General features: G+C 56.6%; 22 protein-coding genes. 13 read left to right on the top strand and 9 right to left on the bottom strand.

Going from position 1 to position 24,771, the window contains the following annotated elements; all coding sequences use genetic code 11:
• Nucleotides 1-7: 7 nt before the first annotated feature.
• The 4 genes from FY034_RS04710 to FY034_RS04695 are packed head-to-tail and all read right to left on the bottom strand — an operon-like array spanning nt 8 to nt 6,736.
• Nucleotides 8-1,366, bottom strand: coding sequence for a response regulator (locus tag FY034_RS04710; RefSeq protein ID WP_265554137.1), 1,359 nt, complete (start codon nt 1,364-1,366; stop codon nt 8-10).
• Nucleotides 1,363-3,675 carry an ATP-binding protein gene (locus FY034_RS04705; protein ID WP_265554135.1) on the bottom strand — a complete coding sequence of 771 codons (2,313 nt, stop codon included), beginning with the start codon at nt 3,673-3,675 and terminating at the stop codon, nt 1,363-1,365. Before FY034_RS04705 ends, FY034_RS04710 begins: the two co-directional genes overlap by 4 nt.
• A 13-nt stretch (nt 3,676-3,688) precedes the next feature.
• Nucleotides 3,689-4,603 carry an ABC transporter substrate-binding protein gene (locus FY034_RS04700; RefSeq protein ID WP_265554133.1) on the bottom strand — a complete coding sequence of 305 codons (915 nt, stop codon included), beginning with the start codon at nt 4,601-4,603 and terminating at the stop codon, nt 3,689-3,691.
• A gap of 15 nt (nt 4,604-4,618) precedes the next feature.
• Nucleotides 4,619-6,736 (bottom strand): TonB-dependent receptor plug domain-containing protein, encoded by a 2,118-nt coding sequence (locus FY034_RS04695; protein ID WP_265554132.1) that lies wholly within the window; start codon nt 6,734-6,736, stop codon nt 4,619-4,621.
• A 218-nt stretch (nt 6,737-6,954) separates the two neighbouring features.
• Here FY034_RS04695 and FY034_RS04690 point away from each other — a divergent pair, with 218 nt between their 5' ends.
• Nucleotides 6,955-7,857: an RluA family pseudouridine synthase gene (locus FY034_RS04690; RefSeq protein WP_265554130.1), complete on the top strand. Its 903-nt coding sequence runs from the start codon at nt 6,955-6,957 to the stop codon at nt 7,855-7,857.
• Here the strand turns inward: FY034_RS04690 and FY034_RS04685 are convergent, their stop codons facing one another.
• The 3 genes from FY034_RS04685 to FY034_RS04675 are packed head-to-tail and all read right to left on the bottom strand — an operon-like array spanning nt 7,858 to nt 10,619.
• A complete protein-coding gene (locus tag FY034_RS04685) occupies nt 7,858-8,322 on the bottom strand; it encodes a hypothetical protein (protein WP_265554128.1) in 465 nt (154 codons plus the stop codon).
• The gene (locus FY034_RS04680) at nt 8,303-10,168 is read right to left on the bottom strand and encodes a radical SAM protein (protein ID WP_265554126.1); all 1,866 of its coding nucleotides are present in this window, start codon (nt 10,166-10,168) and stop codon (nt 8,303-8,305) included. The genes FY034_RS04685 and FY034_RS04680 overlap by 20 nt, the downstream gene beginning before the upstream one ends.
• Entirely contained in the window at nt 10,161-10,619 is a 459-nt protein-coding gene (locus FY034_RS04675) for a hypothetical protein (protein WP_265554124.1), read from the bottom strand. The genes FY034_RS04680 and FY034_RS04675 overlap by 8 nt, the downstream gene beginning before the upstream one ends.
• 222 nt (nt 10,620-10,841) lie before the next feature.
• Between FY034_RS04675 and FY034_RS04670 the strand changes: the two genes are divergently transcribed.
• The 4 genes from FY034_RS04670 to FY034_RS04655 all read left to right on the top strand — a co-directional run bounded on the left by FY034_RS04670 (nt 10,842) and on the right by FY034_RS04655 (nt 16,323).
• Nucleotides 10,842-11,012: a hypothetical protein gene (locus FY034_RS04670; protein ID WP_265554122.1), complete on the top strand. Its 171-nt coding sequence runs from the start codon at nt 10,842-10,844 to the stop codon at nt 11,010-11,012.
• 63 nt (nt 11,013-11,075) lie between these two features.
• On the top strand, nt 11,076-14,420 hold the full coding sequence (locus tag FY034_RS04665; RefSeq protein WP_265554121.1) for an acyl-[ACP]--phospholipid O-acyltransferase: 3,345 nt from the start codon (nt 11,076-11,078) through the stop codon (nt 14,418-14,420).
• A 117-nt stretch (nt 14,421-14,537) separates the two neighbouring features.
• Nucleotides 14,538-14,975 carry a hypothetical protein gene (locus FY034_RS04660; protein ID WP_265554119.1) on the top strand — a complete coding sequence of 146 codons (438 nt, stop codon included), beginning with the start codon at nt 14,538-14,540 and terminating at the stop codon, nt 14,973-14,975.
• A 121-nt stretch (nt 14,976-15,096) separates the two neighbouring features.
• Complete coding sequence (locus tag FY034_RS04655) at nt 15,097-16,323, top strand: zinc ribbon domain-containing protein (protein ID WP_265554117.1); 1,227 nt, start codon at nt 15,097-15,099, stop codon at nt 16,321-16,323.
• An 87-nt stretch (nt 16,324-16,410) separates the two neighbouring features.
• Here FY034_RS04655 and FY034_RS04650 read toward each other — a convergent pair whose 3' ends face one another.
• Nucleotides 16,411-17,028 carry a DUF502 domain-containing protein gene (locus FY034_RS04650; RefSeq protein ID WP_265554115.1) on the bottom strand — a complete coding sequence of 206 codons (618 nt, stop codon included), beginning with the start codon at nt 17,026-17,028 and terminating at the stop codon, nt 16,411-16,413.
• A gap of 115 nt (nt 17,029-17,143) precedes the next feature.
• On the opposite strand from FY034_RS04650, the gene FY034_RS04645 reads away from it, so the two are divergent.
• From FY034_RS04645 to FY034_RS04625, 5 genes are all read left to right on the top strand, one after another.
• Nucleotides 17,144-18,121 (top strand): amidohydrolase family protein, encoded by a 978-nt coding sequence (locus FY034_RS04645; protein ID WP_265554113.1) that lies wholly within the window; start codon nt 17,144-17,146, stop codon nt 18,119-18,121.
• 161 nt (nt 18,122-18,282) lie between these two features.
• On the top strand, nt 18,283-18,918 hold the full coding sequence (locus FY034_RS04640) for a CDP-alcohol phosphatidyltransferase family protein (protein ID WP_265554111.1): 636 nt from the start codon (nt 18,283-18,285) through the stop codon (nt 18,916-18,918).
• Complete coding sequence (locus FY034_RS04635; protein WP_265554109.1) at nt 18,915-19,850, top strand: phosphatidate cytidylyltransferase; 936 nt, start codon at nt 18,915-18,917, stop codon at nt 19,848-19,850. The genes FY034_RS04640 and FY034_RS04635 overlap by 4 nt, the downstream gene beginning before the upstream one ends.
• A gap of 146 nt (nt 19,851-19,996) precedes the next feature.
• Nucleotides 19,997-20,635 (top strand): lytic transglycosylase domain-containing protein, encoded by a 639-nt coding sequence (locus tag FY034_RS04630; RefSeq protein ID WP_265554107.1) that lies wholly within the window; start codon nt 19,997-19,999, stop codon nt 20,633-20,635.
• Nucleotides 20,635-21,255 (top strand): lysophospholipid acyltransferase family protein, encoded by a 621-nt coding sequence (locus FY034_RS04625; protein ID WP_265554106.1) that lies wholly within the window; start codon nt 20,635-20,637, stop codon nt 21,253-21,255. The genes FY034_RS04630 and FY034_RS04625 overlap by 1 nt, the downstream gene beginning before the upstream one ends.
• Nucleotides 21,256-21,433: 178 nt before the next feature.
• Here FY034_RS04625 and FY034_RS04620 read toward each other — a convergent pair whose 3' ends face one another.
• On the bottom strand, nt 21,434-22,930 hold the full coding sequence (locus FY034_RS04620) for a sigma 54-interacting transcriptional regulator (protein WP_265554104.1): 1,497 nt from the start codon (nt 22,928-22,930) through the stop codon (nt 21,434-21,436).
• 170 nt (nt 22,931-23,100) lie between these two features.
• Between FY034_RS04620 and FY034_RS04615 the strand changes: the two genes are divergently transcribed.
• From FY034_RS04615 to rrtA, 3 genes are read left to right on the top strand one after another with little or no spacing between them, the layout of a single operon-like run.
• Entirely contained in the window at nt 23,101-23,301 is a 201-nt protein-coding gene (locus FY034_RS04615; protein WP_265554101.1) for a hypothetical protein, read from the top strand.
• Nucleotides 23,302-23,304: 3 nt separating this feature from the next.
• The gene (gene rhlP, locus FY034_RS04610) at nt 23,305-24,192 is read left to right on the top strand and encodes a rhombotarget lipoprotein (protein WP_265554099.1); all 888 of its coding nucleotides are present in this window, start codon (nt 23,305-23,307) and stop codon (nt 24,190-24,192) included.
• Nucleotides 24,162-24,770: a rhombosortase gene (gene rrtA / locus FY034_RS04605; protein WP_265554097.1), complete on the top strand. Its 609-nt coding sequence runs from the start codon at nt 24,162-24,164 to the stop codon at nt 24,768-24,770. Before rhlP ends, rrtA begins: the two co-directional genes overlap by 31 nt.
• Nucleotide 24,771: the final 1 nt, after the last annotated feature.

Genomic DNA, 24,771 nt, shown 5'->3' with positions numbered 1-24,771 from the left:
GTGAGTTTCAGATGGCAGCTGCAGCAGGCAGCGTAAGATAAAAGCAGGCCCCGCCAGAGGTGTTGCCGACCTCAATACTCCCGCCCATTTTCCCTTCAATGATCATTTTTGACATATACAGCCCCAGACCAACCCCCTGAGACTTATGTTTGGTCGTAAAGTAGGGGTCAAATATCTTTCCGCTGATCTCTTCTGAAATGCCGCCGGCATTATCCTCCACAGTAACCATGATCTGACCGTCTCCCAACCGCATGGCCACCGATATTTCCGGAGCAGCAATGCCACGTTCCACCAACACGTCACGGGCATTGTTAAACAGATTGAGTATGACCTGCGAGAACTCATTGCCGCTCCCCTGTATCAGGCCGCCGGGCTCCAGCTTCAGGTTTAACGCAATTCCGGCCGTTTGAAACGAGGCCTGCACCAGCTCTACGGTTTTCGTAATGGCAGCTGCCACCTCGAAGCGATCGGAAGGCTGTCCTTTTTGAAAGAAATTGCGGAAGGTATTGATGGTCTGAGACATGTACTGAATAATCTCCATGCAGCTGCAGGAAAATTCATCAATCTTTTTACCATCCAGCAACGCCTCATCATAATCGACCCGCAACATTTGAATCATGATACCCAGCTCATTCAGGGGCTGGCGCCACTGGTGGGAGATATTGGAGATCATCTCACCCATGGCCGCCAGACGGCCCTGCTGGATCATCATGGCATCCTTTTCACGGTTTCTCTGCAGCTCGTCCTGCACCCGCGTTTCAAGGGTCCGGTTCAAGGCCTCAAGCTGGGTCTGCTTGACATGCAGCTCCTGCTCAGCCAGCACCCGTTCAGCGATCTCCTCCTCCAGCAGCAGCGCCTTTTCATGCAGCTCATTGTTCGCCCGGGCCAGTTCAGCTGTCCGCTCCTCCACCCTGGTTTCCAGCAGTTCCTTTGCCTCCTGAAGCCTTTTCGTGAGCTCCCGGTTGTGCAGGTGGACGGCAATGCGGGCCAGCAGTTCCTCCCGCTGAAAAGGCTTGGTAATATAGTCAACAGCCCCGGCCTCAAGCCCCTTTACCTTGTTTCCCGTTTCTGCCAGGGCGGTCATGAACAAGACAGGAATATCGTGGGTACTTTTTAAGGCCTTCAGCCTGCGGCAGGTTTCATAGCCATCAATTCCCGGCATCATGACGTCGAGCAGGATCAGGTCCGGCCGGGCATAGTCGGCACGTTTGACAGCGCTTTCGCCATCCTCTGCGACCAGAATGGTATAATGAAACGCCACCAGACAATCGCGCACCACAGCGAGATTATTGGCATCGTCATCGACGACAAGGATAACCGGCCGCCGTTCAGCGGATGAAGTCACCTGCTGCCCCTCAGAAATCATGTAGCTGCTCCTCGGTATTGTTCTACCAGCGCCAGTATTGCTTTTGCCTTAAACGCCTTTGCCAGTTCACGCAATCTGTCGGCAAAACAACGGTAGGTAGTGTCCCGTGCCGCCAGTGCCGTTGCCCACGCCTCAATCTCCAGCATATCGCCCATCATGGCCAATTCATACAGTGCTTCCAGCTCTGCCGGCGGCGGGACCACAAACGGCTCATCCTCTTTCCAGGTTTTGGGCTCACGGTCATCGCGAGCGGCTGCAGACACCGCAGTTTCCCACTCAATCCCCAGCAGCCCGGCGATTTTTTCAAGCAGAACACCAATATGGATCGGCTTGGTGACAAAGTCGTCACAGGCTGCGACAAAGGCATCCTTGCATGCTCCGTCCGTTACCGTAGCCGACGCGCCAATTATTTTTGTTGCTGCAAAAGCACTATTCTGCCTCAAACGGGTGGCAAACTCCAAGCCATCCAGCTCGGGCATCACCAGATCAAGCACGACCAGATCAGGCCGTTGCTCCGATGCCAGCAGCAGGGCCTCCTGACCGTTCTGGGCCGTATCAAGATCAAAGCCCAAAGGTTCCAGCAATGAGACAAGCAGGGCCGTATTCCCAACCGTGTCGTCAACAACCAGGACCCTCTTGCGCGGTCCCCGATAGCCGACAACATGGTGTTCACTCTTTTCCTGGGAGATTTCGTCGTCCAGCAATGACGCCAGCGGCACCTCCAGCCAGAACGTGCTGCCTTTACCATGTGTGCTCTCCACCCCCATAGTGCCCTGTATGAGCGTCAGCAGACGCCTGGTGATGTTAAGCCCGAGCCCGGTCCCTTCACGGGCCTGCCGGTCGTTTGTGAGCTGCGTAAACGGCTCAAAGATGGCATCCAGTTTATCCGCAGGGATACCGATACCGGTATCAGCCACCTCGCAGCGAAACAGGCCGTCCCCGGCACGTCCATAGCTCACCCGCATGGTGACACTGCCCCGCCGGGTATATTTGACCGCGTTTGAAAGCAGGTTCAGCAAGATCTGGCGAAGTTTCCGCTCATCCCCGCGCACATAGGCCGGCAACGGAGTTTCCGGCTCGTAGTAAAACTTCAGCTCCTTCTCTTCTGCCTGCAGCTTGGTAAGATTAAAGACCTGGGCGATCAGGGCCGGCAGATCAAACACGGCATCCTCAACATCCATCTTGTTGGCCTCAATTTTGCCCACATCAAGGATATCATTGATCAATGTCAGCAGGTGTTCACCACTGTTCCGCATGATATCCAGCTGTTGCCGCTGTATATCAGACAGATTGTTATGCAGCCGGAGTATCTGGGCATAGCCCAGGATGGCGTTCAGAGGCGTGCGCAGCTCATGGCTCATACTTGAGAGAAAATCACTTTTAGCCCGATTGGCCGACTCAGCCTGTTCCTTTGCTATGGTCAACTCTGCCGTGCGTTCGGCAACCAGCTCTTCAAGATGATCGCGATGCCGCTTCAGTTCGTCTTCCCGCTCTTTTATCGCCCGGCTCATCCGGTTGAATTCTGCGGTAAGGCGGCCTATTTCGCTCTTGGGTGACAAAACGTCAACCTCGGGATGCTCACCTTCCCGGACCTCTTTGACCGCATCGATAAGCGCGTACAGCGGCCTGGTCGCCAGGGAGATAAAGAGATACAGCAACAGGGCGCCGACAACAGAAAAAACAACTGCCAGCAGACTGCCCCGGATGATAATACGCTGCTCGGACCGGCTCATGACCTCCTTGGAAAGACCGATCCTGACCCAGCCGATCTGCTCCCTGACCGTTGCATCAACGCCATTCCCCTCCAGCAGAAAGAACCCCTCTGCCGCCTTCACCGTTATCACCGGCACAACAAATTCAAAAACGTCATCATGCTCTGAAAAGCTGATCACACGATCAGTCCCCGCCGTCAGGGGCGCCGTCAACGGGTATCGTTTCCCCTCGTAGAGCAGTGTGTCAGAGCGTTTATTGAGGAATGAGACAAAGGCAACATCCTTGATCTCCATCAACGGCTGGGCAGTAATCTTCAACTGTTCAAAGTTTTCAGAGAGCAATGACAGCTCGGCATTCCGGGCAGCAATCGCTGCAATGGTCTCCCCTTTTTTGATGATTTCGCTCTTGAGGATCTTCCTCTCGGTTGAAATGGATTCAAAGGTGTAGACCATGGAAATAATAACAATCATGGGGAACAAAAACAGCATGGCACGTCCCCTGAATGTCAGGGGTACCAACGATGTCAGCCAGCCGGCCAATCCCTGTTTCTGCAGCGCCGGCACTGATTGGTTAGTGTGCATAGCTGTACGTGTCATAGTCCGGGCGATCTCATTGGTAGATTCTCCTCGCCTTTTTCAGCATTTCATCAGGTATGACGACCCCCATTTTCTGTGCAGTATTGCTATTTATATAGAGGTTATACCGCCTGGGTGAAGAATCAGGCAGTTCTCCGGCATCAACGCCGTTTAAAATTGTTTGCACCTTCTCGCCGATCTGACGGCTGACTGCCTTTGGATCAAAGACCAGGGCAAACAGGGAGCCCTGTTTCACATTTGCTTCCGAGATACCCAACACGGGGATATTATTTCTGAAGGAAAACAGGTACACGCTTGACATGACCGGGGCGGTCAACAGATTGGAGTCAGGCAGCAACAGCAGTGACTTGGCATCAGCAAGCCGGTTGACGGTATTGGCAAGATCTGATGAGCTGTTCACGCTGTATGCAGACACCTGGGCATAATCGCCGCCAGTCAGGCTCCGCAACATGGCCTGGCTCCCCACGACCGAGATCTTTGAGAGTGACGGAAGATAGCGCCGGACGGTCGCGACATATTCACTTACCGGGGGAGACATGTATACCCCGGTGACATTTGCCCGGGCTGACCTGGGCGGAACGACCACAAGACCATAGACCACGGCAATTGACGGCGGCAACCGCAAGGCCTCGTGTACGGCATCGGCGCCCAGTGCAACGACAACCTCGGCACCTTCCCGCTCGACGGTCGCAGCAAGCTGTCCCCTGACCTCCGAGACCGCAAACTCCTTAACCTGTGATCTCACAGTCAGCTGAATATCTGCAGCAACACCGGCCACAAAGGCATACTTGATATCGCCGACAATAAGCACTTTTGCAGCTTCAGCAGCAGTGGATGAGAAGTGCAGAACGCAAAGAAACAACAGCGCAATAACATGGTGGCGGTAATGTTTCACAGCAACGCAGAGATATATGAAAAGTGCCTTCAAACAGTCGTTCCCTTGCTAAAACCGGTATGACACCGTCACAAATCCGGATATCCCTTCACGGGGAAAATCTCCGGGAACCTTCGGTGCCGTCTTGGTAAAGTTTACCGCTCCCCCGGAGGTATCAGGATCTTTGTAGTGCTGGTCAAAGAGATTCCGGATCGTTGCTTGTATTTCCAAGGTTTTATAGAAATTTTTAAGTGTCGCGGCCAGATCAACCGTCGTATAGGAGGGCATCTGCGGTCTGGTGTCGCCTGTATCCCGAGGACGCACTCCGGTCCAGAGCAGGTCAGTATGCAGGTTCAGGTATTTGGTCAAGGCGTAGTTGATACTGCCGGAGACACGCTGCGACGGCACATAGGGCAGTCGTTTATTATTGCTGATATCACGCGGGTCCTGATAGGTATAGTTCAGCTTCCAATACAGGTCGGTCCCCACTGCCCCGTTACATCCCAACTCAACCCCTTGTGTCTCGGTTTTGCCGATATTGGCATTGAGCGCGGGCTGGCCTGCCGTGGTTGAAGGAATCCAGCCGATCTGGTCGTCGATCGTGCTGATAAAGTAGTTCAGGTTCGCTGCAAAGTAGCGGTTCAGGCGCCAGGCCACGCCAGCCTCGTAGGTCTGAATCCGTTCAGGCTTGAGGTTTGGGTTGCCGATCACCGTTGCATTGTTAATATTGTACAGTTCCTGAAAGTTGGGGGCACGGAAGGCCTGCCCATACAGCAGTTTCAGATCGGCATCCTCCAGAAAGCTCCAAACCAGCCCTACCCTCGGATTTATGGTATCACCAAAATCACTGTAGTGGTCATAACGCAGACCGGCAGTCAGGTTGATTTGAGCCGGCAGCTGCCATTCATCCTGAAGATAGGCGGCAAAGACCTGGCGGGTCACATCCTTGTTCCAGTTAGCCACCTCCTGAACCGAAGCAAGCGGCGCACCGGTCAGCGGATTGAAGTTGGCCAGTTGCTGAACATCATACTGATGCATTTCCTCAAAGGAGACCCCTGCAATCAGGTGGTTGTCGGCAAACAGGTCCCAATCCGCCTGCAGCTCCCCGCCAATGGTGCGGTTTTTGACCAACGGCTTGCCAATCATTCCGTTGGGGTAGAGTCCGGCGAACCCATTCGGATAAATCTTCATGGTGGGGTCCTGCTCAAAATAATCGTAATAAAGCTTCAGGTTCGCAGAAAGATCGTCTGTCAGCTTCAGGTTGTAGGCCAGTTCCCCCCAATAGTTATCAACCTGGGCTTTGCTGGAATCGTCCGTGAGGGCGGATACAATACCTACATACATCCCCTCCTGTTTGGTAACATAGTAGCCTCGAAAGGAGAGATCACCATAGCCGACCTTCAGAAAGGCATCGGTCTGTTTAAAGTAAAGATCAGGTGTACCGGGGGCTTTTGAAAACGGGGTGCCGGTCAGCGTATCAGCGCCAACGGTCAGCTTTGCGCCTTGTGACTGATAATGATCCAGACTGCCCACAACGGTAAGATTATCACCAATCGCCTTACCGCCAAGCAGGTTCCCCTTGAAGCTGTTAAAACTTCCTCCGCCGGCCTTGGCCTCAAAGCCGTTTATTTCCTCGGCAGTACGGGTAATGATATTGATCGTTGCCACAAAAGCGCTGGTACCGTAGAGAGCAGAGCCCGGCCCGCGCACCACCTCCACCTGCTTGATGTTCTCCATCGGAAGCATACCTGCCACACGGTATAAGGCGCTTCCGGTAAAATTTTTATTCAAAGAATGGCCGTCGATCATGACCAGTATTTTTTCACTGAGCGAAGATCTGATACCACGGACCTCTACCATATTCCCGCCAAACTCAGTGATGGAAACACCGAAGCCAGGCACCATCTTCAGTACATCCAGCAGATTGCGGGCTCCCATGTTTCTAATCTCGTCGGCGGTTATGATCGTAGCGATAGCAGGGGCTTTGCGTAAAGAGGTGGGGCGTTTGGTGGCGGTAACCAGGTCTTGCTCCTCAAAAAACATGAGCAGTTCCTTGCCCTCAGACGGATTATTGAGGGCGACAACCGTATCCGGCTGGGCCAGAGGGGCATCAGCCCCCTGAACCGCACTGACAGCCCCCAAACACAACACAAAAGATACGCATAAAACCGACGTCCTCTTTTTCATGGGGCTATCCCTCTGCGGTGATTGTGATTATCCACTTTTTCAGCGTTGAATTTTTATACCATTAAATCTTCATGTGTAAAGTCTATTACAAAAATAACAACATTTCACAGCTTTCCATTGGAGCTGCAATAAACTTAAGTTATGATAGTTAAATATATTTACCACCCCAGCTAGTCACTGACAGAGTTATAAATTTTTGCACCTATAAGGTCCTATTCATGCTCACCTACACCATCACTGTTGATGACCACTGCCGCCGGCTGGAAAGCTGGCTGCAACGCCTCCTGCCCACCGCCTTACCCGCCTACTGCCGCAAACAGATCAAATCCGGTGCCTGCACCCTCAACAGTACAAAATCAACACCTGACACCCTGCTCTCGGCTGGTGACAGCATCAGCCTCAAGGAAAGCGGACAAGTGATGGAACATCTGAACAGACCGCTACCACCGATTGACTTACTCTGGCAGGACGATCGCCTGCTGGCCATCAACAAACCGGCCGGACTGGCCATGCACCCCGCTGCCGAGGTGGATGAGAATCTGGCCGACATCGCCTCCGCCTGGCTGGAAAAGAAAGCCAACTACCCGGTACGGGCCTATCCGGTCAACCGGCTTGATCGCGGCACCTCCGGCGTGGTGCTGCTGGCCACCAGCTCATCCAATGCAGGCATCTTGGGCAGGCAGGTCAAGGAAGAGGGGCTGGATAAGGTTTACCTGACGGTGGTAGAAGGAATTCTGGAAGGCGCAGGCGAGATCAACCAGCCGCTGGATGGCAAGGAGTCCATCAGCCGCTACCGCTGCCTGTCTGCGGGAGAGAACTGCTCATTGCTGCAGGTAGAACCGGTTACCGGCCGGACCCACCAGATCCGGCGTCACCTCTCCGCAATCGGCCACCCGGTGCTGGGAGACAAGCGCTACGATGCGCAGCCACTGGCCACCTTGCCGGGCATCGCCCTGCACTCCTTCCGCACCAGACTGCAGCACCCCACCCCTGAGACACCGCTGACGCTCTGCGCACCGCTGCCAACCGCACTGCGGGAACTGATCATAGAACACTGCGGGATCAATCTAAAAGAGTTGCTGGAGCTGCTGCTCAACCTGGCCGAGCCAACGACGCCCTAATCACCCGTTGTTATTGTTGTTATTATTATTGTTGTTATTGTTATTATTATTATTATTGTTGTTGCTGTAGGAAGACCCGCTGCTGCCGCTGCGTTGTCTGCGCTGTTCCGCATCGGCCAGGGCCGCGCCTGCCAGGGCTGTGGCTGCCACGGCACCGGTAATCAGGATGGTCTTGTTATTCAGGAAGGCCTGGCGGTCAAGGATTGAGATCTTCTGTGCATCGCACTGCAGCACCCGGTCACCGTTTGCCCCAAGGCCCGGATAGTCCTTGACCAGGGTTTTGCCGTTATAGAGATAGAGATGATCCTGGGCATAGACCAGCGACGGTTTCTTATCCGCGCTGCCAGCCATCCGCCCCACCAGCTCCTCTTCTATCTGCACCCGTTTCCTATCATCCGGTATCCCCACCAGATTCATGAAACGCTCCACATTTGCCGCAATTTTTTCAAGATTCTTTGATGACATATACTGTCTCGCTGTCCCAGTAAAACTCAAAGTTCTGGAACGGTAGATTGATGGCCTGGATATGGTAGAAGGCGTTGTTTTTCTGCTTTTGATAATGATACTCCCGAAGCTGACCGGTGGTCACGAACAAATTATTGAGCACGTTTTTGATGAAATACCGGCTGTTTAACTGCAGCAACCCTGCAAGGTCTGCGGTCAGCCATTCCTCCCCCAGCAACAGGTCAGGCTGCAGCAGGTTGTGAAAGATCTGGTGGGTGATCAGATGTTCCTGTTTGCTGCGTTGTTCATCGCCATAGACCACCGTGGTATCGCGCAAGAGCTGGATATACAGGGTGTTGCGGATCAGCTCCGTGCAGTTGGCCTCAAACAGAGAGCGCCGGACATGCAGTACCAGCCGGTCATCCGGCCCGATGCTGTAAAGGCTGCGCTGTGGTGCCAGAATCTGGGACTGCAGCGGCAGCAACTCGCCATTCAGCTCCAGCACAACAGCATCCGGGCTGTAGAGCTGCTGCAGCAACGGGTCAGCCGCAATCAAGGCCTGCAGACTGTTTCGCTCGTCATAAAGCTCTGCCGGGATCAGCACCACCGGGTTCTTTGGCTGTTCCTGCGTCAACGCATCCTGCAGCAGGGCCGGGTGCATCCCCAGCAGATACTCCCGCACTGCTGCCGCTTGTTCCAGCGGCCCGAGCGGCGGGTAAGAGACAGGATTATCCCGGTAAATCGCCTTTTGCAGTCCGCAGGTGTAGGATTTGCCGGAGCGGTTCTGCAGCTTGACTGCCGGGCAGCCGGTGTGGCAGATCTGCAGGTACTCGCAGGCGCGGCAGTCAGGATTAAGCCCCTGCTGCTGGTGCAGCAGACGGACCCTGCGGCTGCCTTCCGCCAGGATATCCTCCACCCGGTCAGTAAAGATGTTGCCGTACTGCAGCTGCTCCACCCCCTGCCCCCGCACACAGGACCAGACCGCCCCGTCGGACTGCAGCAGATAGAACCGCTCACCACAGTTAAAGGTATTGGTGCAGTAACTGGGCTTGAACTCATCAAACCAGTTACGGCGTAACCCCTCTTCCAGTTCAGTACCATCAAAGGCCTGCTGCAGGGCATGGTACAGGGCTACTTGCTCTGCTTCACTGGCCTGCTGCAGCCCCAATTCAGACGCCCCCCCAAATTTCTGACAGTTCAACTCTGACCCGAAGCCGAACATGATGTTGAAGTTATTCATATCAAGGCCCAGCTCGCGGTGAAGCATCCAGATCCCGTCGATCAAGGCCGGGATATCCTGCAGGTGCTCATGGTAGAGCGTGGCCGAGATCTTTTTATTGTGGGGATAACGGGCCAGCAGACGCAGGTTTTCAATGGTGCGGTTCAACCAGGATCGCCCCCGGCGATCAGTGCGGTATTTGGCATGCAGGGACAACGGCAGATCGATGCTGGCGCTGATCGAGACCCGGTGCCGGTCAAACAGATCATACAGTTTGTGGAAGTTAAACAGGTTGGTCTTCAGATGGGGGGCTGATTTGCGATACCCCAGGGCGTTCAGCTGGTCAAAGTGATCCAGATAGTGGCGATTGATGGTGCTGAACAGCTGATCCAGCACCTTTGCAGGCAGGGTGGTCACCTCGCCGCCATGCAGCGAGACATTGAACGGCAACACCCCGGCAGCCAGAAAGCTCTGCAGCGCCTGCTGCAAGGTGGCCACTGCCCTGCCAGCATCCAGCTTCAGGGTGGTTGGATCGGTCTGGCTGCCCAGATAACAATAACGGCAGGAAAGGTTGCAGCAGAGGGTGGGCACATACAGCAGGTGCACATGCCGGGAAAACTGCCGGATGGCAGGGCTATTGTCAGCCAATGATGTCAGGGGTTACTCCCGATAACCGCCCCAGGACCTTTTCGCAGACCTTGTCAAACTTGGCCGTTTTGTTGGCCTTGATCTTGAAATCCTTGCGGGCATTGGTGGGAAACTTTTCCGCCTCAATGGTCAGCCGCCGGCCCTTTTCCGAGATCAGGGTCAGGACCTGTTTCCGGCGATCCAGCTGGGCCTTGGCAACGGTACTGTAGTAGATAATCCCATCTCCCACAATCAGGTAGCGCGGGGCAATGATCAGGGTCTTGCGCAGCCCCTCCCTGACCAGATGGATGGCAATCCCCAGCGGCAGCAGCAACCCCAGCAGCCACCAGGGACCAAGGTTGGCAGTGGCAATGAACGAGACAATCAGGCTGCTGATCAACATCACCCATACCAGCACGTTGCTGCCGCCTTCCTGCTTGTATTTGAATGCTGCCGGTCCCTTGGTTTCCATGCTGCTAAGAATAGCGCTACTTCTGAATATTGGCAAGCAGACCAGACACGACATAAATTGAACAACCAAACAACATATTATGTACAGCACTCACCAGAACAACCATCACAGCATTTCAGCAACGCATAAAAATAGAACAACAAATAAAGCCAGTTGCAACAGATGCACGACTTGGCACCCTCCCTGCTACTCACAACAGCAAGAACAGCCAAGGAGGACGCCATGCAAACACTGACCTTACGAATACTGGTAGCAACGGTCCCGCTGATCCTGTTGATGACCATCGTCACCATCTCCGAGACCATTAAAAGGCACCACGGCAGGCGCACCGTAAAGAGAATCGCCTCCGGGGCGTTGAAGGGGCTGGCCCAGGGTCCCCTGATGCGGGGCTAGCATTCGCTATTTGCCGCTAATCTGGTATATAAGATTGTTTCAACTTCACCACGGGGAACGACCATGTCCAAACTGCCTGCCGGCCTGCCTGCCCTGAACCTGACCCAGTTTCTGGGGGCGATGAATGACAACATCCTGAAGCTGCTGATCATCTTCTTCCTGATCCACCATCAGGGGGCCAGCAGGGCCGGTATCATCACCGCCTGTGCCGGCGTGGCCTTTGTGCTGCCGTTTCTGCTCTTTTCAGCTCCGGCCGGCTGCCTGTCCGACCGCTTCAGCAAGGCACGGGTCAGCGTAGCGGTCAAGCTGCTGGAGGTGATCGTTACCGCCCTGGCTGTGGCAACCTTTGCCCTGAGGCTTGAATGGGGGCTGTACGGGGTGCTGTTTCTGATGGCCACCCACAGCGCCTTTTTTGCCCCGGCCAAATACGGCATCATCCCGGAACTGGCCCCCCGCGATGAGCTGTCCCGGGCCAACGGCCTGATCGAGTCCTTCACCTTTCTGGCGATCATCTTTGGCACCACCCTGGCCTCGGCCCTGACCCAGGCAGTGGGCGGCCGTTTCTGGCTGGCAGCCTGTTTCTGCCTGGCGGTTGCCATCGTCGGCCTGATCTCTGCCCTGCGCCTGCCAAAGGTAGCGGCTGTTGCGCCCAACCGCCCGATCCGCCTCTTTCCGGCCGAGATCCTGCGCACCCTGCAGCATATCCGCCATGATCACTGGCTGATGCTGGCCATTACCGGCCTGGCCTGGTTCATGCTGGTGGGGGCCTTTACCCAGCTCAACCTGATCGGCTACGGCATCCAGCAGCTGGGGCTTGATGAAGCCAAAAGCGGCTACCTGTTCCTGGCCTCTGCCTTCGGCATTGCCGGCGGCTCACTGCTGGCAGCCAAGCTGTCCGGCAAGGATGTGGAGTTCGGCATTGTGCCGCTAGGGGCCATCGGCCTGACCATTGCGCCGGTACTGCTGCACAACGCGCCTGCCCATCTGCCCACCGTACTGGCCATCATCCTGCTGTTCGGCATCAGCGCCGGCCTGTTCTCCCTGCCTTTACAGACCTTTATCCAGATGCGGGCCGAGGCCGAGATCAGGGGCGAGGTGCTGGCTGCCTCCAGCTTTATCAACTGGGTCGGCATCCTGATCGCCTCTGCCCTGACCTTCCTGTTCAGTGGACCGCTGCATATGACCGCTGCCCAAGGGTTCAGTGTGATGGGTGTCATGACCCTGCTGCTGACCCTGGTTACCATCCGCTACCTGCCGGATTTCCTGCTGCGTTTTGTGGCCCTGGTGGTGATGCACCTGCTGTACAAGATTAGGGTGGATGGCAGGGACAATGTACCGCTGGATGGCCCGGCCCTGCTGGTGGCCAACCATGTCTCCTGGATTGATGCCCTGCTGCTGGTTGCCACCCAGACCCGCCGCATCCGTTTTGTGATGGATCGCAGCATCTACGAGACCCCGGCCCTGAACCCGCTCTTTAAACTGATGGGGGTGATTCCGGTCTCTGCCAAGGATGGCATTGCCGGGTTCAAGGAGTTCCTGCGCGCCACCAAACAGGTGCTGGATGAGGGCTACCTGGTCTGCATCTTTGCCGAGGGAGAGATCACCCGTCACGGTAGCCTGAACGCCTTCCGGCCCGGCTTTGCCCGGATCGCCCAGGCAACCGGCGTGCCGATCATTCCGGCCTACATCGGCGGCGCCTGGGGCAACATCTTCAGCTATGCCCGCAACCGCCATATCTACCTGAACCGCTATCCCATGCATATCCTGTTCGGCACGCCGCTGTCTGCTGATCAGGCAGCCCAGGCCCGCACTGCCGTAATGGAGCTGTCAGTGCGCTACTTTGAGGCCCGCAAAGACCAGCGCCTGCCGTTGGCTGATGCCTTTGTCCGCACTGCCCGCAGCAACTGGTCTCACCCGGCGGTCAACGACACCACCGGGAAAAGCTTAACCTACGGCCAGCTGCTGACCGGCAGCCTGCTGGTTAAAAACCGGCTGCAGCCGCTGCTGTCCAACACCAATGTCGGCATCCTGCTGCCCCCTTCCGTGGCCGGCTTTACTGCCAACATCGCCCTGACCCTGCTGGGCAAGGTGCCGGTTAACCTCAACTACACCGCTTCACGGGATGCCTTTGCCTCATCCCTGGAACAGGCAGAGATCAGCTGCGTGGTCACCTCTAAAAAGGTCTTGGAGAAACTGCCTGACCTGCCGATGCCGGAACAGATCATCCTGCTGGAAGAGGTTATGCAAGGGCTGGGATCACTGGAAAAACTGAAGGCGCTGGCTGCTGCCAGACTGGCACCGCTGGCAACCCTGGTGGCCGACAACCCGGCCCCGGATGACACGGCCACCATCATCTTCTCCTCCGGCAGCACCGGCACTCCCAAAGGGGTCATGCTGTCACACCACAACATCCTCTCCAACATCGAATCCCTGCGGGCCGTGTTCCAGCCGGATCAGAACGACCGGGTGGCAGCAGTGCTGCCGCTGTTCCACTCCCTGGGCTTTACCGGCACGCTCTGGCTGCCGCTCTTGTCCGGCTTTTCCTCGGCCTGCCACAGCAACCCGCTGGAGGCAACGCAAGTGGTCAAGCTGGTGCGCAATGAAAAGGCCACCATCCTGATCGCCACCCCCACCTTCCTGTCTGCCTATCTGCGCAAGGCAGACCCGGAGGATTTCAAATCCCTGCGCCTGGTGATCACCGGTGCTGAAAAGCTCAAGACCGAGCTGGCCAATGCCTTTGAAGAGAAGTTCAAACTGCGGCCGTTGGAAGGGTATGGCGCAACCGAGCTGTCACCGGTTATCTCACTCAATATCCCGGATGTGGAGATCGGCGGCATCCGCCAGAAAGGGCAACTGCCGGGCAGCGTGGGCAGACCGATTCCAGGGGTGGCGGTACGGATCAGCGATCCGGACAGCCACGCACTGCTGGCTGATGGTCAGCCGGGGCTGATCGAGGTGGCTGGCCCCAACCTGATGACCGGCTACCTGGGCAAACCGGCAGAGACTGCCAAGGTAATCCGCAATGGCTGGTACAACACCGGCGACATCGGCTACATCAATGAACAGGGCTTTGTGGTGATCACCGACCGTCTGGCTCGTTTCAGCAAGATCGGCGGCGAGATGATCCCCCACGGCGCCGTGGAGGAGCGGCTGCTGGCAGCCCTGGCCAGCACAGACGTGCTGCTGGCAGTCACGGCAGTGCCGGATGAGAAAAAGGGTGAGCGGATTGCGGTGGTCTTTGATCAGACCCAACTGGATGAGGCCAAGGTTAAACAGGCGATTGAACAGGCCGACCTGCCCAACCTCTGGAAACCATCCCTACTGGTGGCAGCAGAGGCGATTCCGCTCTTGGGTAGCGGTAAGCTGGATCTGAAGGGACTGAAGAAGTTGGCTGAGGCTATGGTGTAAAGGATATTTCCGGACTGCGAAGCAAAGAGCGATGACTCAGGATACCTATATAATAAACAAGCATCCTACATAGGAAAAGCTTAGATTAACGAGTTGAGCATTTACTAGGGGGAACAAGTGGAAAGAACGAAGACCTTCTATAAAGATCGAGTGGTTGGCATCCTTTCCAACTTTCAGCTGTTGGAACTCGCGCTTAAGATTTACATAGGTAAGTCGTACGACTTAATTCACCATCTTATTGGTGGCAGGGTTCATTTTGACTTTTCCATATCGGACGTTGAAAACTATCCACTTGAGCGTCTACTTAACATATTTACGAAGCTAAACGGAAACGAAGAGCTTAAAAAACGCCTCAACAAGTTGAGGTCAGAGCGGAATTATGTGGCTCACGAGGCTCTATTAGTGACCATCGACAGCAACCCGAACATGGATACTCTTCATAAAAAAGCCGAAGACTTCTTTTATTTAGAAGACGAATTGGTGGAGTGCTTGCAACTCGTAACTGAGGAGGGGCGGAAACTCATCGCGAGATTTGCACAAAAGCAAAGTCTTTAGTGACGGGGCATAGCAAGTTTCAAAGTTGAACCAGAAGGAGCAGATCCCAACTAGGGAGTTAGACCGGCCAGACCGGTCAACTCACTACCGTTGACATGTATCACTCAGCAAGGAGCACACCATGAATCCAGGCAAACGCATCAAAGACAAGCTGTTGCGGGTCAAGGCCAGCCTGACCAATCTTGATAATCAGCCCTTAAGCAAGGCCACCCTGGTGATCCTGCTGTTTCTGGACATCTTCATCCTGACTGCCATCTTTAACGGCCTGGCTGCCCATACCCGCCAGTTGAGCACGCCGGAGGAGTTTATCCCCAGCGCCTGCCGCGAGATGGTGATCGACCGCACCTGGAACCCCACCAACCGGATTGAGAACCTGTCCCAACTGGTGAATACCACCAACAACAGCTACTACCACCGTCCGCAGGAGAGTCCCCATGAGCGCCACCCGGCCTGCACCCCCTACCTGAGCCTGCTGGACCGGATCAAGAACGACAAGGCCTTGGCCACCAGCTTTGATGAGCGCCAGAAAGCCGAGCGCGAGACCCAGGAGCTGCAACGCAGGATTGATCAACTGAAAGGCAGCTACGATACAGCCCTGCTGGAGGCCATTGCCCAACAGCCTGAACCGGCCACCGAGATTGATGCCACCAAGGCCGAGTTCAAGCAGAAGACCAGCCGCTTGAACAGCCTGAAAGCCATGCTGGCAACCTTGGATGAGCAGATCAACAGCCACCCCACCGTGGCAGCGCTCTGGGCCAGACTGCAGGCATCCCAGGCCAGTGACCGTCAGGCCTTGCTGGCTGAGCTGCGCACCCTGAACTTCTGGTACCCGGTCAAGCGATTTGGCATGCAGATGCTGTTTCTGCTGCCGCTGTTTGCCATCTTCTATGCCTGGAACAACGCCAGCATCCGGCGCAGCCGCGGGCTGCAGACCCTGGTGTCATCCCACCTGCTGGGGGTATCGTTCATCCCGATCTTCTGCAAGCTGATCGAGGCGATCTACGACATCATCCCCAAGCAGTTGCTGCACAAGCTGATAGCGCTCTTGACCGCGCTCAAGCTGGTGGCGATCTGGCATTACCTGATCATTGCGCTGGCCATTGTGGCAGCCTTGTTCCTGATCTATATCTTCCAGAAAAAGCTGTTTTCGCGGGAAAAGCTGATTGAACGCAGGATAGCAAAAGGTGAGTGTCAGCAGTGCGGCAAACATCTGCCCAATGGGGCACGGGCCTGCCCGTTCTGCGGCTACGTGCAGTTCAGCCCCTGCCCGGCCTGCGCCAAGCCGATGCACAGCCAGGCGCGCCACTGCTGGGCTTGCGGGAGCGAGCATGGCACGCCATCAAACTGAAAAGTTGGCAGTGTCCCGGCAGAGCGAATTGCCCGCATCTGAGCAAGGCTGGGACACTGTCAACTGCCGAATGCAATACCTTTGAACTTAGGGCGTTGTCTTGTCGGCATGTCCCTTGTCAGCAGCCATGCCGCCGGTAACCACAAAGCCCATGGCGCGGTGGGTGGAGATGTTGATCGGTTTTACTGCGGAGCGGGGCACGATCACGGTATAACCGCCAATCTGGTAACTGAGCGGCAGGTAGACGGCGATTTCGTCTTCCTCGGCAATGCCGGCAGGCAGAGTGCTGAAATCGCTGCGGGTAACAAAACCGATCAGACGCATCGGCTTGCCGCCGAATTCAAGCTCAATGCTGACCACCTGGCTGAATTGGGAATCACGTTGATTGGCAAAGAACCCGATAAAGTCCTTGAGGGAGCCGTAGAGGGTTTTGATGACCGGTATCTGATCCGCAACCTTTTCACTCAGGTCGAGCAGCCGGCGGACCATAAAGGCGTTCAGTCCCAGGCCGAACAGGAAGGTGGCAGCAATCCCGGCCAAAAGCCCCATGCCGGGAATATACCAGCCAACCGGCAGCAGCACCTTGAGCATGCCGCCCAGCACGGTTTCAGCGGAACGTACAAGCCAGAAGAGAATATAGATCGTCAGAATGGCCGGCAGCATCGCCACCAGCCCCCGAAACATGATAGTACCCAGTCGATTCATAGTGTCCCTGTTGTTGTAGTGATTTCAATCCAGACTGGGGTGTATTGTAACGTATCAGCAGGATGGTTGCACTGTTTTCCTCGGTGCAGCGTGGAGTTGAAATCAGGAGATGATTATGCATCCCATCATAGATATCCATTGCCACACCGCCGGGATCGGCTCCGGCAACTCCGGCTGCTTCATCTCCCCTGCCCTGCGCAGAAGCTGGAAATACCGGGTCTACCTGAGCTCGTTCGGGGTGCGGGAACATGAGCTGCTGCAGCATGGCGACAAGCTGGTGCTGCAACGGCTGTCCGCATCCCTGACCGCCTCCGGCAGGGTTGATCTGGCTGTGGTACTGGCCATGGATGGCGTGCTGGACAGCAAAGGCGAGCTGGACCAGGGCTGCACCGAGATGTACATCCCCAATGAATTTCTGGCAGAGGCGGTCAAGCAGCACCCCAACCTGCGCTTTGGGGCCAGCATCAATCCCTACCGCAGGGACGCCCTGGAACAGCTGGACAAGGCCGTTGCCACAGGGGCCGTGCTGATGAAGTGGCTGCCCTCGATCCAGCATATTGACCTGGCAGATAAACGGCTGGTGCCGTTCTACCAGCGGATGCAGCAGCATGGCCTGCCGCTTTTGACCCACACCGGTGAGGAGGGGTCCTTTACCTATGCCCGCAATGAACTGGGAGACCCGCACCGGCTGCGTCTGGCGCTGGAACAGGGGGTGACCGTGATTGCCGCCCATGCCGCTGCCAATGGCAAAAATGAAGGTGAGCATAATTTCAAGCGCTTCCTGCGGTTGTGCGACCAGCATCCCAACCTGCACGCCGACATCTCGGCCCTGACCCAGCTGAACCGCCCCGGCCAGCTGCGGCGCTTGCTGCAGCAGCATCACCTGCATGGCAGGTTGCATTACGGCACGGACATGCCGTTGACCAACACCCCGCTGGTCTCACCGCTGGGGCACCTGACCCGGCTAGCCCCCTGGACCGTGGCACGGCTGGTGGCGATCAAAAACCCGTGGGATCGCGACCTGGAGCTGAAACGGGCCCTGGGTGTGCCGGAAGAGGTGTTTACCAATCCAGCAAGATTGCTGAGAATGTAGCCGCGAAAGAACGCAAGGAACGCAAAGAATTACAAACGTTAACCCACCCCAGCCCTCCCTTATCAGGGAGGGGGCAAATTCAGGAAGGCCTAAAGACCTCCCCCCTGACAAGGGGGGATTGAGGGGGGTTAGGTGTTAAAATTTCAAAAAGGATATCTACCATGCCATCGGTCTACGACCTGAAACCCAAATTCCAGAACCTGCTGCGTCCGCTGGTCAAGCTGCTGGCCCGTAGCGGCGTGACCGCCAACATGGTCACCCTGACCGCCATGCTGGGCTCCATCGCCTATGGCATCTGGATCTACCAGCCCTTTGTCAGCCACGGCCCCAACCCGTATCCGTTCCTGTTTCTGGGGCTGTTCCTGTTTATCCGCATGGCGCTGAATGCCATTGACGGCATGCTGGCCCGTGAACACCACCAGCAGAGTCTGTTTGGCGCCTACCTGAATGAAGTGGGCGACGTGGTTTCCGATGCGGCCCTGTACCTGCCGTTTCTGGATCTGATGGAGTATGGGATGGGCTGGGTGATCATGATCGGGCTCTGTCTGTTAACCGAGTTTGTGGGGCTGCAAGGCAAGACCATCGGTGCCTCCCGGCGCTATGACGGCCCCTTTGGCAAGAGCGACCGGGCGGTCTTCTTTGGTGCCTTGGGACTCTTTACCGCCTGGGCCGTCTTTGAAAACAGGCAGGCCCTGCACGGTATTGTGATGAACTGGGCCCTGCTGATCGCCAGTCTGCTGGCGCTGCTCACCATCAGCAACCGGGTACGCCGGGGAATCCAGGAGGCACGCCCATGAACCTGCAGCAGTGGATTGCCGGCTCCAGCTACGCCAGCCTACCCCACGGCTTTCTGGTGCTGGGGCTGATGGTTGGCGGCGCAGTAACCGGCATGCTGGCAGGTCTGATGCTGAAGAGCAACGAGGTCTTGATCCGCTCCCGCACCTGGCTGTTGATCATCGCCCTGTTCAGCCTGGGCACCTGGCGGCCCGGCTTTGCCCCTTGGCTGTTCGGCTTTATCAGCTTTCTGGCCCTGCGGGAGTTCATCACCCTGCTGGAGACCAGGCCGGCTGATCGCGGTGCCCTGTTCTGGCTGTTTCCTGCCATTGTGCTGCAGTATCTCTGGGTGGGAATGCAGTGGTACGGCATGTTCATCATCTTTGTCCCGGTCTGGCTGTTCCTGTTCATCCCCTTGCGGCTGGTGATTGCCGGCGAGACCGAAGGCTTTATCCGCTCTGCCGGGGTGATCAACTGGGTGGCGATGATGACCATCTTCTCCTTAAGCCATGTGGCCTATCTGATGCAGCTGCCGGTGGTTGGCGTGGGGCATGGCCTGGGCTATGTGCTGTCGCTGGTGATCATGACCGCCCTGAATGATGTGTTCCAGTTTATCTGGGGCAAGCTGCTGGGCGGGCCCAAGATCATCCCCACGGTCAGCCCGGGCAAGACCTGGTCCGGCTTTCTGGGGGGTGTCGGCACCAGTGCGCTGCTGGCTGCCTTGCTGCTGCCGCAGCTGACCCCCTACAGCCACCTGGCCGGTGCCGGAGTGGGTGCGCTGCTGGCCTGCTGCGGCTTTATCGGTGACGTGGTGGAATCGGCGGTCAAACGGGATATCGGGGTCAAGGATTCCGGCAGCAGCCTGCCGGGACATGGCGGCATACTTGACCGGGTGGATAGTCTGACCTACACTGCGCCGGTATTTTTTCATCTGACCTGGTATCTGTTTCATTGAAGCCAGCTTCAACTCAAGGCGATATCTTCGTTGACTCGTCTTCGGCTCCTCGACGTACTGCGTGTACGCCTGCGTCGCCGAATTCCTCGTCGCCTTGATCTCATCCTTGATTTAAAGCTGACCCACAAAAGGGGAAGACGTAAAACATGACACCCAGACGTTTCACAAGTTACCTTCTCATCATTGTCAGCTTACTATTCAGCAGCAACGCCCATGCTTACTGTTTTGAAGAAGCCGGGCAACTGTACGGCATCAACCCGCTGGTGCTACGCTCCATTGCCGGGGTGGAATCCGGCAACAAACCGGATGCCGTGGGTAAGAACAGCAACGGCAGTTATGATGTCGGCCTGATGCAGATCAACACCATCTGGAAGAGCACCCTGGGGCCGGAACGCTGGAAGCACCTGGGAGACGCCTGCTACAACACCAAGACCGGGGCCTGGATCCTGGCGGCCTGCATCAGCAAGTACGGCTATAACTGGCGGGCGGTGGGCTGCTACAACAGCCAGACACCGGAAAAGAGCGAGATCTACGCCAAGAAGATCTTTGAAAAGCTGGAACGGCTGAAGAGCGGCAAGGAACCGCAACCGCTTGACAGCAACCTGGAGGCGGCAATCGCAGCCCAGGTACAGGAGATGGTGGCTGCAAAGCAGGAGGGACGCAAGGTACCCAGAAAAAAGGTGTTGAAGTTTATCCCCTACACCCGGCTGCCCAAGGAGAAGCAGCGCCAGCCGCCGCCAGCACCTGTCGGTGAGCCGCTGGCACCGGTTCCGGTAGCGTGGTAATGCGACGCCTGATCCGGATCATCTTTCTGTGCTGCTGTGTCCGCCCGCTGGTATCGCTGCTGCTGGGACGCTCTGTCACGGGGCGCCAGCATCTGCCAATCAGCGGCCCGGCCATTATTGCCGCCAACCACAACAGCCACCTGGATATCCTCTATCTGATCGCCCTGATGCCGCTGAAGGCAGTGCCATTGCTGCGACCGGTGGCTGCAGCCGACTACTTTTGCAGCACGCCGCTCAGCTCCTGGCTTTCCAGCACGTTTTTGGGGGTCATACCGTTGGAACGGAAACGGAGCAGCTTCCATGCCGATCCGCTGGCAGGTCCGGCTGCAGCGTTGGAGCAAGGTGAGATTGTGATCATCTTTCCTGAAGGGACGCGGGGAGCGCCGGAGGAGTTGGGGCAGATCAAGCCGGGGGTGGCCCACCTGGCAAAGCGCTTTCCTGCAGTGCCGGTGGTGCCGGTCTTCATGCGCAACCTGGGCAGAAGCCTGCCGCGAGGCAGCTTTGTACTGGTGCCGTTCTGCGGTAAGGCAGCGGTTGCTGAACCACGCTGTTTCAGCGGTGACGCCAAGCTATTTACGGCTGAGCTGGCAGCAACCATGCAGCAGCTGAGTCAGGAATAAAAAGTTCACCGCAGAGGACGCTAAGGAACGCAGAGGTAGTTTAAGACAATTAACGACACAAGGTATTAACTCTTTTTGTTGTATTACTTTTAAACATTCCTCATTATTTTTCACTTTTTACTCAGCGAACCTCTGTGCCCTCTGCGGTAAAAAACGCATAAGGTTTAAGGATGCAAATTCAGGTGGATGGCGCTTCTTCCTGACTGTCCATGACGTATTTTTTGACCGTTCTCCGATCCAACCCGGTCCGCCGCGCCACCTCTTCATAACTGCCCAGCCGCTGGTAGAGTAAGCCACAATAGCCTGCCAGCAGTTCCCGTGCATCCAGACTGCCCTGACTGACACCAGCCACCAGCGCATCCTGCAGACCACCACCACCCACAACCAGACGATCACCTTCATAACGCCGGGTCAGGAGCATCCTGCGCACCGCCTGCTCAAGCTCACGCACGTTGCCGGGCCAGGCATAGTGCGGCCCCAGTGAACGGCGTAACCCCTCGCTGATCTCGGCTGCCATGGCGCTGCACTCATGCCCCAGCATCCGTTGCAGGATGTTTTTGACCAGGGCCGGCAGCTCGGACGGTTCTTCCTGCACCCGCTGCCTGAGCGGCGGCACGATGATCTGATCGGAACAGAGCCGGTAATAGAAGTCATCCCGGAACTGTCCTGACCGCCGCAGCTCATCCAGTGGGCGGTTGGTGGCGGCAATCACCCGGCCGTTGAAACGCAGCCGTTCATGGCTTCCCACCGGCGCAAAGGTCCGCTCCTGCAGCACCTGCAACAGCTTGATCTGCACCGGCACCGAGACGTCGCCGATCTCATCCAGAAAGATTGAGCCGTGGCTGGAACAGCGGCTGAAGACCCCTTCATGGTTATCAATGGCGCCGGTAAAGGCCCCTTTGCGATGGCCGAACAGTTCCGACTCCAGCAGCGATTCCGGGTATTGCGACAGGTTGCGGCTGATAAAGGTACGGGTAAAGCTGTCTTTAAAACAGCCGGTTTTGTCATCAAACGGGATAAAGCCGGAGCGCCCGATGGCGGCAGCAGCTGCCCCCTTGCCGGTACCGGTCTCCCCCAGCAGCAGGGTGGAAAAATCCTCCATCCGGTCCCAGAGCCGCTGGTCATACAGGTTGATGTCGCAGGTAAAGATATTGTTCCAGAGTTGCAGCCGCAGGGTATGCATGCAGGGAGACAGCCCCACCAGGGCGGTGTCGATGAAATAGAAGGCCCGCCGGATCTGGTAGAAGATCTCCAGGTAGCGCAGGCAGTCGGGCCGGCTGTAGCCCAACCGCTCCAGTTGTTCCAGCACTTCAGCCGCAAACGGCACCTTGATCGGCCGGTCGCCGGCCCGTTGCTGATCCAGGATAAAGGCATCAAAGGGGCCACGGTAGCGGTGGTAGATATCAAACTGGAAGGCGGTCTGCAACAGGCTGCGGTCCTCACCCCGGTACAGTACCGGATCACCCTTGCCGCTCCTCCTCAACCCGTCAAGCCGGGCCGTGACCCGCTCCACCACCAGATCAATCAGATCATCCCGCGAGCAGCGCAGGTCATCACCGGCAATCCGGCGATCAAGCGCCTCCCGTTCCGGGCTGAACGGATTGGCAAAGGCGGCCAGGGCCACCGCACGGAAGAAATCACGATCACCGGCTGTCAATATCAGGGGCTTGTTCATGCACAAAATGTACAGAGCAAGTACAATGCATGTCAACACCTTTAACATCACCAACAACAGCTATCCAGATAACAAACTGAAATCAATACAAAACCAAGCAACACCCGCCTTTGGCACATTCCCTGTAATTATTTCAGCAGAGCAGAAACGAACGCAGCCAGGAGGACGCCATGAAAACCATCAACAAACGGATCTTCACCATCACCCCGATCATCGCCTTTGCACTGACCATCATTATCTCAACCGGGATCAGCCGCAGCATTGAGCACCGCCGCACCGCAACCGCAGACCGGCCTCAGACGGCAGATCAAATGCCTAACGGCAGTTACAGCAACCTGATCAACACCTTTAACGCCAGTTCCACGAGGTAGACCATGAAATACCCAGCAATCATCCTGGTGGCCTGTTTTGTCTTTTGTTCCGGTTGTGCAAGCTACAACAGCGGCCTTCGCACCGTCCAGAAGCAGAGCAACCTGGCATCATTTCTCTTCAGCTGCAACCAGCCTCAGACGCCTGCGCAGAAAGCCCCGCTACAGCTGCCTGCCAGAGTTGGTGTCGCCTTTGTCCCCGGTGACCCGGCATCATCAAACCTCCCTGAAACCACGAAGAAAGAGGTGATTGAGACGGTCAGGGCACAGCTCGCCAAGCATACCAAATATGTAGCCGGGGCCCAGGCAATTCCCTCCATCTACCTGACGCCCAGAGGCGGGGTGCAGAACCTGGAGCAGGTTGCACAACAGTTTGGTGTCGATGTTATCGTTATCCTGGGAGCCAACCAGTTCCAGAAACATGAACGCAACTCATTGGCGGCACTGCTTGATGTAACCATCATAGGCCAGTACCTGATCCCCGGAAACACGGTGGATACCGCCACTGTCCTGGAGGCGGCGGTGTACCATGTACCCTCACGGGCACTGATTTTCCGCACCGACGGTGCCAACAAAAAGAGATCCCGTTCCACACGCTACGGTTCTTCGCAAACAGCTCAAAATGATGCAGCCGACAGCATTCTGGATGCCTCAAAGAAACTGGTGGTGTCCATAGGCGAAGCGCTGGTCGGTTTTGAAAAATTTGATGCCGCCACAGCACAGGAAATCCAGCCGCTGCCCACCTCTGCCACCAATACCGTCAACGAACAGAAAAATTACTGGGACAAGGCAAACAGATACCGTTCTTCCGGCGGCGGATCGTTTGATCTCATCTGGATAGCCCTGACAGGAGCAGGATTGCTATGCGCAGCACGCATTCGCAGACAGCACTGACCGCTTGGCTTGTTACGGCAGCCAGTGCAGCGGCGGCCACGCTTTTCCCGTGGCGGTGGTCACTGGATCGCTCCCTGGTCGAACAGGGCGAATGGTGGCGGCTCATCACGGGACACTTTGTCCATCTCAGCTGGCAGCACTACCTGTATGACCTGACGGCACTCGGCGTGACCCTGGCACTCTGCACAGCCATCGGCCTGCGCAGCGCCACCATCGCGAAAACGGCATTGCTATCGGCAGGCACGGTATCGGCAACCTTGCTGCTCAGCCACCCGGTTGATATCTATGGAGGAGTTTCCGGCATCACGGCCGGGCTCCTCTCACTGGGTACGTTAGGGATAATCAACAAGGGCGCATGGTTTTCCGGTGCCACGCTTTCCGTCTGCCTGCTACTCAAAATACTGTTGGAGCTGCACGGGATAGCAGTATCAGCGATAGCACCCGTCTGGCAGGCCCATGCTGCCGGTGCAGCCACGGGCATCATGATCGCCGCCTCCTCCCTAAAACAGCCGACAAAACCCGTCTCCAGCGGGTACGGCAGCACAACCGGCAGTATTGACTCCATTTCCACGAGGTAGA

The sequence above is a fragment of the Trichlorobacter lovleyi genome (genome assembly GCF_015239775.1).
Classification (GTDB): domain Bacteria; phylum Desulfobacterota; class Desulfuromonadia; order Geobacterales; family Pseudopelobacteraceae; genus Trichlorobacter; species Trichlorobacter lovleyi_B.
Note: the sequence above shows the minus strand (reverse complement) of the source record. Positions and strands in the feature narration are given on the sequence as shown.